This is a genomic window from Microbacterium sp. SGAir0570 (assembly GCF_005491085.2).
In the GTDB taxonomy this organism is placed as follows: domain Bacteria; phylum Actinomycetota; class Actinomycetes; order Actinomycetales; family Microbacteriaceae; genus Microbacterium; species Microbacterium arborescens.
Window position 1 is genome coordinate 1907464 of the sequence record NZ_CP027929.1, and the last position, 14731, is coordinate 1922194.

The 14731-nt window shown below is 70.0% G+C and carries 18 protein-coding genes; 8 read left to right on the top strand and 10 right to left on the bottom strand.

All coding sequences use genetic code 11. The features are described from left to right. Positions 1 to 31 precede the first annotated feature (31 nt). Positions 32 to 946 carry an alcohol dehydrogenase catalytic domain-containing protein gene (locus C1N74_RS09070; protein ID WP_137750386.1) on the bottom strand — a complete coding sequence of 305 codons (915 nt, stop codon included), beginning with the start codon at positions 944 to 946 and terminating at the stop codon, positions 32 to 34. 167 nt (positions 947 to 1113) lie between these two features. On the opposite strand from C1N74_RS09070, the gene C1N74_RS09075 reads away from it, so the two are divergent. Beyond that, positions 1114 to 1512: a glucose-6-phosphate dehydrogenase gene (locus C1N74_RS09075; protein ID WP_137750387.1), complete on the top strand. Its 399-nt coding sequence runs from the start codon at positions 1114 to 1116 to the stop codon at positions 1510 to 1512. A 4-nt stretch (positions 1513 to 1516) separates the two neighbouring features. Continuing rightward, entirely contained in the window at positions 1517 to 1876 is a 360-nt protein-coding gene (locus tag C1N74_RS09080) for a hypothetical protein (RefSeq protein WP_258317901.1), read from the top strand. A 27-nt stretch (positions 1877 to 1903) separates the two neighbouring features. On the opposite strand, the gene C1N74_RS09085 is transcribed toward C1N74_RS09080, so the two are convergent. Then, positions 1904 to 2164 (bottom strand): hypothetical protein, encoded by a 261-nt coding sequence (locus C1N74_RS09085; RefSeq protein ID WP_064956499.1) that lies wholly within the window; start codon positions 2162 to 2164, stop codon positions 1904 to 1906. A 190-nt stretch (positions 2165 to 2354) separates the two neighbouring features. On the opposite strand from C1N74_RS09085, the gene C1N74_RS09090 reads away from it, so the two are divergent. Further along, positions 2355 to 2714: a hypothetical protein gene (locus C1N74_RS09090; protein ID WP_036304564.1), complete on the top strand. Its 360-nt coding sequence runs from the start codon at positions 2355 to 2357 to the stop codon at positions 2712 to 2714. Positions 2715 to 2780: 66 nt separating this feature from the next. Next, positions 2781 to 3821, top strand: a complete 1041-nt coding sequence (locus C1N74_RS09095) for a zinc-dependent alcohol dehydrogenase family protein (protein WP_137750388.1) — start codon at positions 2781 to 2783, stop codon at positions 3819 to 3821. Between the two features lie 108 nt (positions 3822 to 3929). Here C1N74_RS09095 and C1N74_RS09100 read toward each other — a convergent pair whose 3' ends face one another. From C1N74_RS09100 to ychF, 3 genes are all read right to left on the bottom strand, one after another. Further along, positions 3930 to 4469, bottom strand: a complete 540-nt coding sequence (locus C1N74_RS09100) for a Dps family protein (RefSeq protein ID WP_023950448.1) — start codon at positions 4467 to 4469, stop codon at positions 3930 to 3932. A 126-nt stretch (positions 4470 to 4595) separates the two neighbouring features. Beyond that, positions 4596 to 4796 carry a hypothetical protein gene (locus C1N74_RS09105; RefSeq protein ID WP_137750389.1) on the bottom strand — a complete coding sequence of 67 codons (201 nt, stop codon included), beginning with the start codon at positions 4794 to 4796 and terminating at the stop codon, positions 4596 to 4598. Between the two features lie 63 nt (positions 4797 to 4859). Continuing rightward, positions 4860 to 5933 (bottom strand): redox-regulated ATPase YchF, encoded by a 1074-nt coding sequence (gene ychF, locus C1N74_RS09110; protein WP_094261420.1) that lies wholly within the window; start codon positions 5931 to 5933, stop codon positions 4860 to 4862. Positions 5934 to 6042: 109 nt separating this feature from the next. On the opposite strand from ychF, the gene C1N74_RS09115 reads away from it, so the two are divergent. Together C1N74_RS09115 and C1N74_RS09120 are read left to right on the top strand one after the other, a co-directional pair. After that, positions 6043 to 6639: an exonuclease domain-containing protein gene (locus C1N74_RS09115; RefSeq protein ID WP_137750390.1), complete on the top strand. Its 597-nt coding sequence runs from the start codon at positions 6043 to 6045 to the stop codon at positions 6637 to 6639. A 73-nt stretch (positions 6640 to 6712) separates the two neighbouring features. After that, a complete protein-coding gene (locus tag C1N74_RS09120; RefSeq protein WP_137750391.1) occupies positions 6713 to 8152 on the top strand; it encodes an HNH endonuclease signature motif containing protein in 1440 nt (479 codons plus the stop codon). A gap of 254 nt (positions 8153 to 8406) precedes the next feature. Here C1N74_RS09120 and C1N74_RS09125 read toward each other — a convergent pair whose 3' ends face one another. Next, entirely contained in the window at positions 8407 to 9069 is a 663-nt protein-coding gene (locus C1N74_RS09125) for a DUF6226 family protein (protein WP_137750392.1), read from the bottom strand. Between the two features lie 98 nt (positions 9070 to 9167). On the opposite strand from C1N74_RS09125, the gene rmuC reads away from it, so the two are divergent. Then, entirely contained in the window at positions 9168 to 10415 is a 1248-nt protein-coding gene (gene rmuC / locus C1N74_RS09130; protein ID WP_064956494.1) for a DNA recombination protein RmuC, read from the top strand. Between the two features lie 38 nt (positions 10416 to 10453). Here rmuC and C1N74_RS09135 read toward each other — a convergent pair whose 3' ends face one another. Both C1N74_RS09135 and glpX read right to left on the bottom strand, forming a co-directional pair. Next, positions 10454 to 10636 (bottom strand): hypothetical protein, encoded by a 183-nt coding sequence (locus tag C1N74_RS09135; protein ID WP_023950432.1) that lies wholly within the window; start codon positions 10634 to 10636, stop codon positions 10454 to 10456. Between the two features lie 131 nt (positions 10637 to 10767). After that, complete coding sequence (glpX, locus tag C1N74_RS09140; RefSeq protein ID WP_114598848.1) at positions 10768 to 11757, bottom strand: class II fructose-bisphosphatase; 990 nt, start codon at positions 11755 to 11757, stop codon at positions 10768 to 10770. 211 nt (positions 11758 to 11968) lie between these two features. Here glpX and fbaA point away from each other — a divergent pair, with 211 nt between their 5' ends. Then, complete coding sequence (fbaA, locus tag C1N74_RS09145; protein ID WP_064956492.1) at positions 11969 to 12997, top strand: class II fructose-bisphosphate aldolase; 1029 nt, start codon at positions 11969 to 11971, stop codon at positions 12995 to 12997. A 72-nt stretch (positions 12998 to 13069) separates the two neighbouring features. Here the strand turns inward: fbaA and C1N74_RS09150 are convergent, their stop codons facing one another. Both C1N74_RS09150 and C1N74_RS09155 read right to left on the bottom strand, forming a co-directional pair. Continuing rightward, positions 13070 to 13651 carry a DUF6264 family protein gene (locus C1N74_RS09150; RefSeq protein WP_064956491.1) on the bottom strand — a complete coding sequence of 194 codons (582 nt, stop codon included), beginning with the start codon at positions 13649 to 13651 and terminating at the stop codon, positions 13070 to 13072. Then, positions 13648 to 14709 (bottom strand): 4-hydroxy-3-methylbut-2-enyl diphosphate reductase, encoded by a 1062-nt coding sequence (locus C1N74_RS09155; protein ID WP_084670274.1) that lies wholly within the window; start codon positions 14707 to 14709, stop codon positions 13648 to 13650. The genes C1N74_RS09150 and C1N74_RS09155 overlap by 4 nt, the downstream gene beginning before the upstream one ends. Positions 14710 to 14731: the final 22 nt, after the last annotated feature.

Below are 14731 nucleotides of genomic sequence, written 5' to 3' on the forward strand. Positions count from 1 at the left end.
GCCGACGCGGCATCCGATCGCCCCCGCGAGCTCATGCTCCGGGGGCGATCGCCACGCGGAGGTGACGGCCCGCGCGGGCGAGGTCGATCGCCTCGTCGAGCCGGGCGAAGGGAAGCGGCGCCGACACGAGGTCGGCGAACGGGTAGCGCCGGGTGCCCGGAGCACGCATGAACGCGACCGCCGCCACGAGATCGGCCGGCGTGGGCGCCCCGCCCCGCACGACGAGCTCCCGGGGGTCGGGGCTTGCGGCCATGAAGCGTGCGCTCAGGTCCGTTTCAAGGATGTGCTCGGGCGCCAGCGCGGCCCCGAAGCGCTCGGCCCGGGCCCGGACCCGAGGATCGGCTGAAGCCACCCGTGGCCGGCCACCGCTCGCGGCGATCATCGCCGCGAGCACGAGCGGATCGGCGCCCGTGCCCGAGACCGTCACGAGGAGATCCTCCGGATCGGCGGCCTCTTCCAGACGTCGCATGATCGCGGCCGCCCGCGCGACCGCGCCGGGAACGGGCGCCAGGATGCAGGCCGGGAGCGCTTCGCCCACGCGGGCGATCGGCGTGCCCTCGACGAGATGCACATGGGTCGCGAAGCCGCCCACGAGCTCGCGGTGCGCGCCGATGCGCTCATGCGGGCCCACGGCGCTCACGACGCGCTCCCCGAGCTCGAGTGGAATGCCATCCACCGCCGCGACGGTGCCGCCGAGCGCGGCGATCCTGCCGACGAACTCACGACCGAGAACCGTGGGAACCGGGCACTGCTCGTCACCGTCGGTGATGGCGAGGTCGTCCTCGGTGATCGTGACGAGGTCGATGCGCACCAGCACATCTCCCGGTCCCAGCACCACGCCGGGGACGGCGATCGTCTCAGGATCGCGCCCAGGCCCCATCCAGGCGCGGGCCAGCGCAGCAGGACGCAGCAGGACGTCCATCGGTGCTCGGGTCGCCGGTTCCATTCGCGCCCTCTCGCCGGTGGTGACCCCCTCACTGTCGCAAAGGCCACCGTCTGGCGGACGCGGCGGCGCACCCCGTTCCGCGAATGTTCACCGGATGGTGGGCGGACCGCCTCCCCGGGGCCGCGGGTACGCTGGAATCCGGCGCGCGAGTGCCGGAGAGGACCACCATGAGAATCGTCGACTCGGCCGACTGGCGCGATCGCCTCACCTACGAGACGCCCTACCGCGTCGCCGACGTCATGCCGGGTGATCCCGCGCGATGCGCCGCGTGTCCCGCTGATGCCGGCGCGCACGACCGCGACCACCTGTGGGCGGTCAAGCACCGTCACCCGACCAACCACGGCGGCTTCGTCCGGTTCTACTGCGAAGCCCACGTGCCCGAGCGCAAGCAGCCCGCCGACGTCGCCGCGCGCACCGCGCCGGCCCGGCGAGCCGCTCCCCGCGCGGCCGCTCCGCGCGCCCCGAAGGCGCCGGCTCCCTCGGATGTCGTGCGGGCGATGTGCCCGGACTGCTTCGTCGAGGTGTCCGCCGCGGGCGAGTGCGGCATCTGCGGCATCCGGATCTGATCGGGTGAACGCGCCGGCCGCCGCGGACTACCCGACCGCACTGTGGTGCCGGTCCCGCCGCGGGTCGGCGCTCTGCACGCGTCCGCGGGGACACGCCGGCCTGCACAATCGCCTGGGCACGTCGCAGATGTGGTCGGACGCTCAAGCAGATCCGCCACGGTGCGCCGGCAGCGGCGAGCCCGCGGAGGCGGCACCCTCGTTGCCCGACGGGTTTCCCTTCGGACGCGGCATGTGCCCCGTGTGCACCGGATTCGTCGAGCTGACCGACGGTCGTCTGGAACGTCACGATGCCTTCCGCGGAGCGACGGATGCCGCCGAGGGCGAGGCGCGGGCGCAGTGGTTCAATACCGTCGGGTGGAACTGACCGCCCGCGCGGCGGAGCGGTGAGCCCTCAGGCGCTCGCCTCGTCGTCTCGCCAGGGCAGGTTGAGGTCCTCGGCCGGCACGTCGACGTCCCCGACGTCGTCAGGACCACCCGTGCCGGGACGAGCCCGCACGAGGTCGTCGTCGACGTCCTCATCGGGGCTGGTCGGCGCCTCGTCCTGCTTCTCGCGGGTCTCGGTGTCGCTCGCCGGGCTGTAGCGCATGTCTTTGCGGACGGCCTCCGGCTCGGAGAGCGGTTCCTGGTCGGTCGCCGGGTCCTGCTGGCTCATCACGTCTCCCTCGCTGTCGGCGCGTCGACTCGACGCTCCCGACCACGGTAGGCAGCGCCGCAGATCGCGTCAGGCGCGTTGACCAGCCGAGAGCATCGTGCGATGATCCCGGCCGACTCGGGCAGTATCCGATGATCACCGTCCGCGCAAGTGCGAGGTGCCGGATGCGGTTACCCGACACAGTGTTGCCATGAGACGAATCACGTACGCGGGCGACACGGTGATCACGACGGATGACGTTGCGGAGGCACTGGTCGAGCTCACCGCCGCCGTGGCCAATTACGGCCGTGCGGAGGCCGTGCGGATTCCGATCGTGCTCGAGCCGAGCGGCCGCGTCGATGAGGCCGAACTCGTGATCGGCGTCGGCAACGACGTGCTGTCCGCCCCCGTCGAGTGGGACGCCGATGAACCGGACTTCTCCGAGGGCGCGGACGATCTGCGCGCGCACGAGAGCTACCCTCGGCGCGCGGACGGCGCCCACCTCTACGCCGTCGACGACGAGCCTCCCGCGCAGTGGGACCCCGACCTCGAGGGATTCCGCGACGCCTGACCTTTCGCGTCACACTGCCGCCGACCGTGCGGCGCGGGCGCGCTCGATGGCGTAGCGTGGCCGATCGTGCGAGCGATGGTCATGGACAGCATCCGCGGGCCGGTGACGGTTCGCGAGGTGGCCGATCCGAACGTCCCCGCCGACGGCGTGGTGGTGTCGGTGCGCGCCACCGGGCTCTGTCGAAGCGACTGGCACGCCTGGGCAGGTCATGACGACATCGCACTGCCGCACACCCCGGGACACGAGTTCTCGGGCGTCATCTCCGAGGTCGGTTCCGACGTCGAGGGCTGGCTGGTGGGTGATCGCGTCACGACGCCGTTCGTCATCGGCTGCGGTCGATGCGAGTGGTGCTCGCGAGGCGATGCTCAGGTCTGCCCCCACCAGCAGCAGCCCGGTTTCACCTACGCCGGCTCGTTCGCCGAGCGAGTGATCGTGCCGGCAGCCGACGTCAACCTCGTCGGCATCCCCGACGGCGTCTCGTTCGAAGCTGCGGCGGCGCTCGGATGCCGCTTCGCTACGGCCCACCGCGCGTTGATCGCCCGCGCAGCCCTGAGCGGCGGCGAGTGGATCACCATCGTCGGCGCAGGCGGCGTCGGTCTCAGCGCGGTGATGATCGCGCGGGCTTTGGGCGCGCGCGTCATCGCGGTCGACCGCTCGGACGCCGCTTTGCAGACCGCCTCCGAGGTCGGGGCGGAGCACGTCGTCGCCGCCGACGGGCGCGACGTGCCGGCGATCGTCCACGAGCTGACGGGCGGGGGCAGCCACGTCTCGGTCGATGCGGTGGGCAGCGAGCAGACCGCATCCGATGCGATTCTGAGCCTTCGTCGCCGAGGGCGTCACGTGCAGATCGGGCTGCTGCCCTCGGCATCCGGTCGTAGCGCCGCTCCCCTGGCCCGCGTCATCGCGTGGGAACTCGACCTGCTCGGGAGTCACGGCATGGCGGCGGTGGACTACCCCGGGATGATGGCGCTGATCGGCGACGGCAGCCTGCGCCCGCAGGACCTCGTGCAGCGGGTGGTCGGGCTGGAGGAAGGTGCCCGATTGCTGCCCGAAATGGACAGTGCGCCCGCCGCGGGCATGACGATGATCGACCCGCAGCTGGTCTGAACTGCGCGAGACGCGAAGACCCCGCCCGGACGCGGTGGTCACGGGGCGGGGTCTGCGGGGCGGGTCTCCCCGGCCGCGGCTCGGCGCTTGGCCGACCCTGGGGCTCTGTCAGCCCTGCGGCTTGCGGTTCTCGGCGCTGACCATCCAGGCGAGCTGCTCGAGGCGCTCGAGGATCGAGTGCAGGATGTCGGCGGTCGTGGGGTCTTCCTCGTCGACCTCGTCGTGCACGTCGCGGCAGGTTCCGATCGTCGCCTCCAGGCGCTCGGTGATGAGGTCGATGACCTCGGCGGTGTCGATCTCGCCCTGCGGGAACTCCGGCAGCGTCGTCGTCTCGGCGACAGTGTCGCTGCGGCCGTCCGGCAGGGCGTGGAGCGCACGCATGCGCTCGGCGACCGTGTCGGCGAACTCGCGCGCGGCATCGATGATCTCGTCGAGCTGCAGGTGGGTGTCGCGGAAGTTGCGTCCGACGACGTTCCAGTGCGCCTGCTTGCCCTGAAGCGACAGCTCGATGAGGTCGACGAGCACCTTCTGGGTGTTCTCGCTGAGCTTCTGCGAAGCGCGGAAGCCGCTCTCGGCGTTCTGCTCGTTCGTCAGACCGGCGCCGGCGGCGCGGCGCTTGTTACGCGTGGTGGTGGTGTTCGTGGCCATAGTGTTGCCTCCTCGAGTCGAGATGACATCCACGCTAGGCAGGGTCGCAGCGCGGTGCCCACCGGTTGATGGAACGCTTGAGGGCTGGTAACGGGGTGGGGTTGGTCTGCACCGCGTTGTCGTCCGTCAGGTGTCGGAATCGGCCTCGCTCTGCCGCATCTGCTGTCGCACGATCAAGACGAAGCTCGAGATCATGCTCGACACGAAGACGACGAACCCCGCGATTCGCCAGCCTCCGTCCGCAACGAACGCGAAAGGCATCGAAACACCCCACAGCGCGAGGGCGACGATCAGCATGACGAGTGGTCGGCGCGGCCATCGGTTCATGGGCCGATGCTCTCAGCCCCTAGGTCGAACCGCTACAGATGTTTTCCGATCCGGGAGTACGGCCTAAACGTTGAAGCGGAACTCCACGACGTCGCCGTCCTGCATGACGTAGTCCTTGCCCTCGAGGCGCGCCTTGCCCTTCGCGCGAGCCTCGGCGACCGAGCCGGTCGCGACGAGGTCCTCAAACGAGATGACCTCGGCCTTGATGAAGCCCTTCTCGAAGTCGGTGTGGATGACGCCGGCGGCCTGCGGAGCCTTCCAGCCCTTGCCGATCGTCCAGGCACGCGCTTCCTTCGGGCCCGCGGTGAGGTAGGTCTGCAGGCCCAGCGTATCGAAGCCGATGCGCGCGAGCTGGTCGAGGCCCGACTCGTCCTGACCGGTCGACGCGAGCAGCTCGGCGGCTTCTTCCGGGTCGAGGTCGATGAGCTCCGACTCGATCTTCGCGTCGAGGAACACCGCCTGCGCGGGCGCGACGAGCGCGGCGAGCTCCGCCTTGCGCGCGTCATCCGTGAGAACGGCCTCGTCGACGTTGAAGACGAAGATGAAGGGCTTCGCGGTCAGCAGACCGAGCTCCTTGATGGGCGCGAGGTCGATGCCCGATCCCGAGAGCAACTCGCCGCGCTGCAGGGCGTCCTGCGCAGCCTTGGCGGCGTCGAGCACGGAGGGGTCGAGCTTCTTGCCGCGAACCTCCTTCTCGTAGCGCGTGATCGCCTTCTCGAGGGTCTGGAGATCGGCGAGCTGCAGCTCGGCGTTGATCGTCTCCATGTCGTTCTGCGGGTTCACGGCGCCCTCGACGTGCACGACGTCGTCGTCGGCGAAGCCGCGGACGACCTGCGCGATCGCGTCGGCCTCGCGGATGTTCGCGAGGAACTGGTTGCCCAGCCCCTCACCCTCCGACGCACCGCGCACAATGCCGGCGATGTCGACGAACGACACCGCTGCGGGAAGGATGCGCTCGGAGTGGAAGATCTCGGCCAGCACCTTCAGGCGCGGGTCGGGGAGGTTCACCACGCCGACGTTCGGCTCGATCGTCGCGAACGGGTAGTTCGCGGCGAGAACCTGGTTCTTGGTCAGGGCGTTGAAGAGGGTCGACTTGCCGACGTTGGGCAGTCCTACGATTCCGATGGTGAGAGCCACGGGCATCCAGTCTACGTGGCCCGCCGGCATCGCCTCCGACCGATCCGGATCGCTCGGCTCGGCGGCGCGCCTCCCTTCCCCCGCTCCGAACGCGGGTGACGCTTGTCCCGTGGCACTGGACTTCACCGCGATCGACTTTGAGACGGCGAACTCCTCCAGTGCATCCGCATGCTCGGTCGGACTGGTCCGCGTTCGCGACGGCGAGGTCGTCGCTTCCGACGGCTGGTTGATCCGACCGCCCTCCGGCCACGACCGATTCTTCGATATCAACGTGTCCATCCACGGGATCACCGCCGACGCGGTGGAGCATGCCCCCGGCTGGGTAGCGCAACTCCCCCGGCTTCTCGAGTTCATCGGTGACGACGTACTGGTGGCACACAACGCCGGATTCGATGTGGCCGTGCTGCGCCGCGCGTGCGAGGCGACGGATGCCGCGCTCCCCGCGATCCGCTCGGTGTGCAGCGTGCAGCTGGCACGCAAGACGTATCAGCTCGACTCCTACCGACTGCCGCTCGTGGCCGCCGCCGTCGGCTTCCTCGACTTCGCGCACCACGACGCCCTGGCGGACGCACTCGCGTGCGCACACATCACGATCGACGCGGCCCGCCGGGCCGGCGCGCACGACCTCGTCGAGCTCGCGATGCTGCTGGGGGTGCGCGTGCCCGAGCACGAGCCGATCGGGGCTTCGCTGCTCAGCCCGGCCTGACCGAACCGCTCGCCGGTCTCGGGCCTGGGGACAGTTCCGGAGCGATGTCGGAGGTCCGTGACATGATTCGAACATGCATTCGAATGGCGGACTTGGTAGCGGGATCGGCAGCGACGGTGACGTCGACGTCCTCGCTCAGCTCGTCGCGGATGCCGAGGGCATAGCGGATGCCGCACGAGCGGCACAGGTCCGGGAGGTTCGTCTCCTCGCCGCCGCCGGCCAGCTGGCTGAGTCTCAGTCCGCTGGAGCGCCGGAGAAGGTCAAGGCGCGAGAGATGGCGCTTCGCGGGATCGCCGCGGAGCTCGCCGGAGTGTTCATCACGACCGACCGGACCCTGCAGCGCCGCATCGATGAAGCGCGAGACCTGGTCGAGAACTACCCGGTGACGATGGCGGCGTGGGAAGCCGGACGAATCGTCCGCGGGCACGTGCGGGTCATTCAAGAGACGGGATGCCTGGTACCCGCGGAGGAGCGGGCGGAGTTCGAACGCGTCGCGATCGAGCGGTGCGAGGGCGAGACCCCGAACCGGGTGCGCGACGCACTGCGGATGATCGCCGAACGGATGCACCCGCGGACGTTCACCGAGCGGCACGAAGAAGCCGCGGCAGAGCGGTGCGTACGCGTGCAGACCGGGGCCGACGGGATGTCAGATCTCATCGCGACACTGCCGACCGTCATCGCCGACGGGATCGTGGATCGCCTGACCCGACAGGCGCGGGAGATCATCAACGCGCGAGAGCAAGCCGACACTGCGTGCCTCGGCGCCAGCGGGGTTGACATCGACGCACCGCGGGCGGGCGCCGAGGCGTCCGACGGAGGCGTCGGCGCGGGCGCTGACGCCCGTGACGATGCTGGCGCCGTCGACGGGTCGTCGTTCGTTGACCATGCGCGAAGCATCGATCAGGTCCGCGCCGACGTGCTCAGTGACCTCCTCCTCGCCGGGACGCCCGCCCTCGACCCCACCGGCACCGGTGACGGCGACGGAACGCTCGGAGCGATCCGCGCGCACGTGCAGGTCGCCGTGTCCGCCCTCACACTGATGAGGCAAGACGATGGGCCCGCCGATCTCGCCGGCCGCTCCCCCATCGACGCGAACACTGCACGCGAACTCGCCGGCAACGCCACCTCCTGGGACCGGTTGCTCACCCACCCGGTCACCGGAACCGTCCTCGAATGCGACACCTACCGGCCCACGAGCGCGATGGTGCGACTGCTACGGGCCCGCGATCGGCACTGCCGGTTCCCCGGATGCCGACAACCCGCCATCCGCTGCGAACTGGACCACACCATCGCCGCGTCCGACGGTGGGGCGACGCACGTGTGTAACCTCGCCAACCTCTGCAAGAGGCATCACGACGTCAAACACCACACCCGATGGCACGTCAGACAACTCCCGGGCGGGCGGCTCGTGTGGACCTCACCCACCGGGCGGGTCTACCGCGAAGACGCACCACCACCACTCGTCGCCTTCACCGTCGCCGAGCCACCCGACACAGGACCACCGCCGTTCTGACCAGTCGGCCGTTCGGTCGGCGCTGGCCGCGGGATCAGCGTACACGGGACGCGGGTTCGGCTTGCGCTTGCTCGCGGAGTCGGGCGGGCGCGGCTCCCCGCTTCGCCAATGGGGCGGCCGGTTCAGCGTGCACAGACCGACCCGACGGGAGGCTCCACAGTTCTGACGAGTCCACGGTGAGGCCGGCACTGGTCGCTGGCTCGGCGCGGTCGGGTCGTGGGCTCCGCGCCGTCGCCGGGCGCGTGGGTGCGGAACTACGCACTGCCACCCGGCGACGCCTGCGCGCGCGGCCACGGAGCCCACCCGTCGGGTAAGTCGCGCAGCACCTCGCGTGCCTTCGAGACCCGCTCTGGTGGAAAACCGTCCGCGCGCGATTCGCCGGACCTGCCGCTCTCGGGGAAGGTGAACGCGTGACGCACCGGAAGCTCGGCACCGGGCACGATGGCCTCGCGGAAGTTTCCGGTCACGACGGCGAACACGTGCTGCTCGAGATCAGTAGCGACGGCCTCCCACTCCTCGTCGCAGGCATCGCAGCCGCAGTGCGGGTAACGGGCGTCGTGCAGGAGTCCAGAGTGCACCGAGATGCCCGGATAGGCGTCGAAGACGACAGTCACGGCCGCGCACCGCGGATCGGTCGGGCGGAGGCTCACGGCTCGCAGGACGTCGGAGAAGCTCGGTCTGTTCAGATCGTCGGCGACCGCGACGCCCTCGTCCACCACGACGTCGTACGCGGTACGCAGGTGAGCGACGAGCGCATCGCCGACAGCGTGCAGCGGCGCGAAGCGCTCCGGATGCGTGTCGACCGAATAGGTCTCTTCTGGAGGCGATCCCGGCCAGCGTCTGCCGTACTCGATGACCGCGCCGTCGGCATCGCGGAACACCGGCGCGTCGACGGTCGGGCGCACGTAGCCGTTCATACCGACATCCTCGCTCACCGGGGCGCTTCCGGCACGCGCGCGCCGCGCCGCGCAACCCGCCTCCGGGCGATGTCGGAGGCACCCGGCATCCTGGACACATGGACGCCGCTCTCGTCTTCATCCTCATCGTCGTCGCCGCGATCGCCGCCGCGGCCGGCTGGTTCGCTGGCTCCGCTCGCGCCTCACGCGACGGAGCAGCCGACCGCGCTCGGCTCGAAGCGCGCGCTGCGGTCGCGGAGGCCGAGCGCGACGCCCACGCCGAGCAACTGGAACGACAGCGCGAGCTGCAGCGCGAGCTCGGCACGCAGGCTCGGCTCGATCAGGCCGCTCGCGACGAACGCGAACGCCGCGAGCAGGCCGTGCTGCGTGCGCTTGCCCCGGTCCAGGAGTCGCTCCAGGCGATGCAGGCCAAGGTGGAACTCCTCGAGCGTGAACGCAGCGAGCAGTTCGGCTCGGTCGCAGAGCAGCTGCGGCTCGGGCGCGAGACCGACGAGGCGCTCCGATCGACGACGGAATCGCTCGCCGGCGCCCTGCGGTCGAGCGCCGCACGCGGCGTCTGGGGTGAGACGCAGCTGCGACGCATCGTCGAGTCCGCCGGGCTCACGCGCTACGTCGACTTCGAACTGCAGTCCAGCATCTCCTCCGACAGCGGAGCCGGACGCCCCGACCTGGTCGTGCGCCTCCCCGGCGACAAGGCGCTCGCGGTCGACGCGAAGGTGCCGCTCGACTCCTACCTCGAGGCGAGCGCGATCCCCGTCACCGCCCAGGGTGAGGAGGCCCGGCGTCGCAAGACGCTGCTGACGGCGCACGTCAAAGCGGTCCGCGCCCACGTCGATGCTCTCGCGAAGAAGGCCTACTGGCAGGGTCTCAGCTCGAGTCCCGAGTTCGTGGTCTGCTTCATCCCCAGCGAATCGCTCCTCGCCGCCGCTCTGGACGAAGACCCGGCGCTGCTCGACTACGCGTTCAGCCGGCGCGTCGCCCTCGCCTCGCCGGTGAACCTGTGGGCTGTGCTCAAGACGGTGGCGTACACGTGGACTCAGCAGGACGTCTCCGACGAGGCCCGGCGCCTGTTCGACCTCGGCAACGAGCTGTACCAGCGGCTCGGCGGCCTCGCGTCACACGCGAACGACCTGCGGCGTGCGATCGAGCGAACGGTCGAGTCCTACAACAAGTTCGTGGGCACACTCGAGAGCAGGGTGCTCGTGACGGCGCGGAAGTTCCCGGGAATCGACGAGACACGGCTCGAGGCGACGAGTGCGCCGAGTCCGATCGAGGCATCGACGAGGATGACGACAGCCCCCGAGCTGCTCAGCGCGGACGTCGGGGAGCTTCGTGAGCGGCTGTGACGCCGCCGTAGAGGGTGTGAAAGAGCGGGGCTCGCGGGTCAGGCCGGGAACATGTTGACGAGGCCGACGACGGCGACCGAGACCGCGACGAAAGCGCCGATCATCCACCAGGCGCTCATCTGGTGCCCCTCCGGGTGGCGCCGGCGCAGCAGAACGTCCGGACGTCGCGCGGGGTCGATCGTCACCGCGACCTGACCGGTCGGCGGGTTGTTTGCTGTCATCGACATGGTTCTCCCGGGTGCTGACATGAGGGTGGTCATCGCCGTTGATACCGCTGCCCATTGTGACAGAGCCTCGCTGAGAGCATCAGTGGTTGACACGCAGTCGTGTCGTGATAGTTACCCGCCCCGCGTCAGAGCCACTTCGAGGTGAGATGCTCCGAGGTGATCCGGCGCAGCGTCCCCGAAGCGCCGCGCAGCACGACGCTCTCGGTGTAGACGTAATCGCCCTCCCGCCGAACACCCCCGACGAGCTCACCGTTGGTCACGCCCGTCGCGACGAAGATCGTGTTCTTGCCCCGCACCAGGTCGTCCGCTTCATACACATGGCCGTCGAGGCTGAGCCCCGCGTCGATGCCACGCTGCTTCTCGTCGTCGTCGCGGGCCCAGAGCCGCCCCTGGATGTGGCCGCCGAGGGCCTTGATCGCGCATGCCGTGACGATGCCCTCCGGGCTGCCCCCGATGCCCACGCACATGTCGGTGCGCGCGTTGTGCCGCGCCGCGTTGATCCCGCCCGCGACGTCACCATCGCTCATGAGTCGCGTACCCGCGCCGGCATCTCGGATCTGCTGGATCAGCTGCGCGTGACGCGGGCGATTGAGGACCGAGACCACCAGCTCATCGACCGGCTTTCCGAGAGCTTTCGCGAGTCGCCGGATGTTCTCGGCGATCGGCAGCCGGATGTCGACGACGCCGACACCCGCCGGGCCGGTGACGAGCTTGTCCATGTAGAACACCGACGAGGCATCGAGCATCGCGCCCCGGTCGGCCACCGCGATGACGGAGAGCGCGTTGTTCCGTCCCTCCGCGGTGAGAGTGGTCCCGTCGATCGGGTCGACGGCGATGTCGGCCTGCGGTCCGCGACCCGTGCCGACCTTCTCGCCGTTGAACAGCATGGGAGCGGCATCCTTCTCGCCCTCACCTATGACGATCACGCCGTCGAAGTTCACGGTGGTGAGGAACGCGCGCATCGCATCGACCGCCGCCCCATCGGCGAGCTCCTTCTGCCCGCGGCCGATGAACGGCACCGAACGGATCGCCGCCGCCTCGGTCGCGCGCACGAGCTCGAGCGCGAGGTTTCGATCGGGATGCAGCGGACTCATGTCGGCGGTCAAACTCACCATGGGGCACAGCATAGGTCGGCCACTGCGTGACGACGGCTCGTTTTCATCCGTGCCGCGACGAAGGAATCGGGATTCTTAACAGATCGGTAGGCCGAGCCGTCTGGCGCGCGCTCCGCAAACACGGCGCATCGTTTCTCCGGCCGCGCCGCGGACGGCGACAGCCGCCTTCGATAAAGTGGGCTCGGTAACACCGCCGATCTGAGGAGCTTTCATGCCCATCGCCACCCCCGAACAGTACGCAGAGATGCTGGATCGCGCGAAGGCCGGTGGTTTCGCCTACCCCGCCATCAACGCTGCCAGCTCGCAGTCCATCAACGCCGTCCTCCAGGGTCTGACCGAGGCCGGCTCCGACGGCATCATCCAGGTCACGACCGGTGGCGCCGACTACTTCGCCGGACACACCGTCAAGGGCCGCGCCACCGGCGCGCTCGCCTTCGCGAAGTTCGCGCACGAAGTCGCCAAGAACTACCCCATCACGGTCGCGCTCCACACCGACCACTGCCCGAAGCCGGCCCTGGACGACTTCCTGCTGCCGCTCATCGCGGCATCCGAGGAGGCCGTCGCCGACGGCGGGCAGCCGATCTTCCAGTCGCACATGTGGGACGGCTCGGCCGTGCCGCTCGCCGAGAACATCGAGATCGCCAAGGAGCTCCTGCCCCGCATCAAGGCGATCCGCGCGATCCTCGAGGTCGAGATCGGCGTCGTCGGCGGCGAGGAGGACGGCGTGCAGCACGAGGGCTCGAACGACGCCCTCTACACGACGACCGGTGACGTCTCCCAGGTCGTCGAGGCCCTCGGCCTCGGTGACCAGGGGCGCTGGATCGCCGCCCTCACGTTCGGCAACGTCCACGGCGTCTACAAGCCGGGCAACGTCAAGCTCAAGCCCGAGCTGCTCGGCGAGATCCAGGCCGGCATCGCCTCGAAGTTCGGCACGGGCGAGAAGCCGCTCGACCTCGTCTTCCACGGCGGCAGCGGCTCGACCGACGAGGAGATCGCCCTCGCCGTGGCGAACGGTGTCGTGAAGATGAACATCGACACCGACACCCAGTACGCCTTCACGCGCTCGGTCGCCGGGTTCATGTTCCAGAACTACGACGGCGTCCTGAAGGTCGACGGCGAGGTCGGCAACAAGAAGGCCTACGACCCGCGCGCCTGGGGCAAGAAGGCCGAGTCGGCGATGGCCGCTCGCGTCGTCGAGGCCACCAAGCAGCTCGGTTCCTTCGGCCAGTCCCAGAGCTGACGGCTCCACCACACGCAACGGCGCCCCGCGGATTCGTCCGCGGGGCGCCGTTGCGTCGTTCTGGGGCGTGCGTCAGCGTCCGGTCGAGAACCCGTCGATCACGCCCGGGTCCGACAGCAGCGGAGCCGCCAGCAGCAGGCTCACGATGACGAAGGTGACGATCGCGCCGACGAGCGGGATCCACCATGACAGCCGGCGCAGCGACAGCGACCACCACGACAGCGCCGCCGTCAGCAGCCACCCGGCTCCGTAGACGACAGCGGCCGCGATGCCCCAGGCTCGCCCGCCCGCGGGGTCGGCGAGCGTCCCCTCGATGCCCGCCATGTCCATCCACGTCTGCGCGAAGCCCGTGAAGTCGACCAGCTGCGGGATGGCGCCGAGCACCGTCACCAGGCCGTAAGCGAGCAGGGCCACCGTGATGATGCGGTCGGCGAGCCGCGTGGGGCGCGCGGCTGACGTGGTCGGCCGCGGCGAGGGAAGCTGCTGTCGCGCGGACTCGTGCGGGCGGGATGCCGCTGAGCGGGCCGGCACCTGCGCCGTCTCGACCACATCGGGGTGCGGTGCTTCTCCGCCCAGTGCCGCGATGCGGGCGCGCTGCTCCTCGGGGGTGGCGTACTCGCCGTACTGCGGGCGCGGACGTTCCTGCTCGCTCATGACCGGCCCCGTCCGCCGCGTGCGCGGGCGTCCTCCGTGCCGGCTGCATCCGTCCGCAGTTCCTTCGGCAATGAGAACATCAGGTCTTCCTCCGCGGTGCGGACCTCATCGACGTCGGCGTACCCGGCGTCCGCGAGGCTCGCGAGCACCTGCTGCACGAGCACCTCGGGCACCGACGCGCCGCTCGTGACCCCGACCGTGCGGACGCCGTCGAGCCACTCCTGGCGGATCTCGTCGGCGTAGTCGACGCGGTACGCGGCACGAGCGCCGTATTCGAGCGCGACCTCCACGAGCCGCACACTGTTGGAGGAGTTCGCCGACCCCACGACGATCACGAGGTCGGTCTCGGCCGCGATCTTCTTGATCGCAACCTGCCGGTTCTGGGTCGCGTAGCAGATGTCGTCCGACGGCGGATCCTGCAGCTCGGGGAACCGGACGCGCAGGCGCCGAACGGTCTCCATCGTCTCGTCGACCGACAGCGTCGTCTGCGACAGCCACACGACCCGCGACGGATCGCGCACCTCGACGGTGTCGGCGTGCTCGGGCGACGTCACGATCGTGATGTGCTCGGGCGCCTCGCCCGCGGTCCCTTCGACCTCCTCATGCCCCTCATGGCCGATCAGCAGGATCTCGCGGTCGTCGCGCGCGAACCGCACGGCCTCACGATGCACCTTGGTCACCAGCGGGCACGTCGCGTCGATCGCCTGGAGGCTCCGCTCGGAGGCCGCCGAGACGACGGCGGGCGACACGCCGTGAGCACTGAAGACGACGTGGGCCCCCTCCGGCACGGCGTCGACCTCGTCGACGAAGACCGCTCCCCGCTCCTCAAGCTCGCGCACAACATGGATGTTGTGCACGATCTGCTTGCGCACGTAGACGGGAGCGCCGAAGCGCTCGAGCGCCTTCTCGACGGCGACGACGGCACGGTCCACCCCGGCGCAGTAGCCGCGCGGGGCCGCGAGGAGCACCCGCTTGGCGGCGCCCACAGGGATATCCTGGAGACGGCCGTGACGCCCCGGCACGCGGGGAACGGGCAGCCGGACGGCGGGAGTGCTCACTCCTCGATTCTACGAGGCGCAT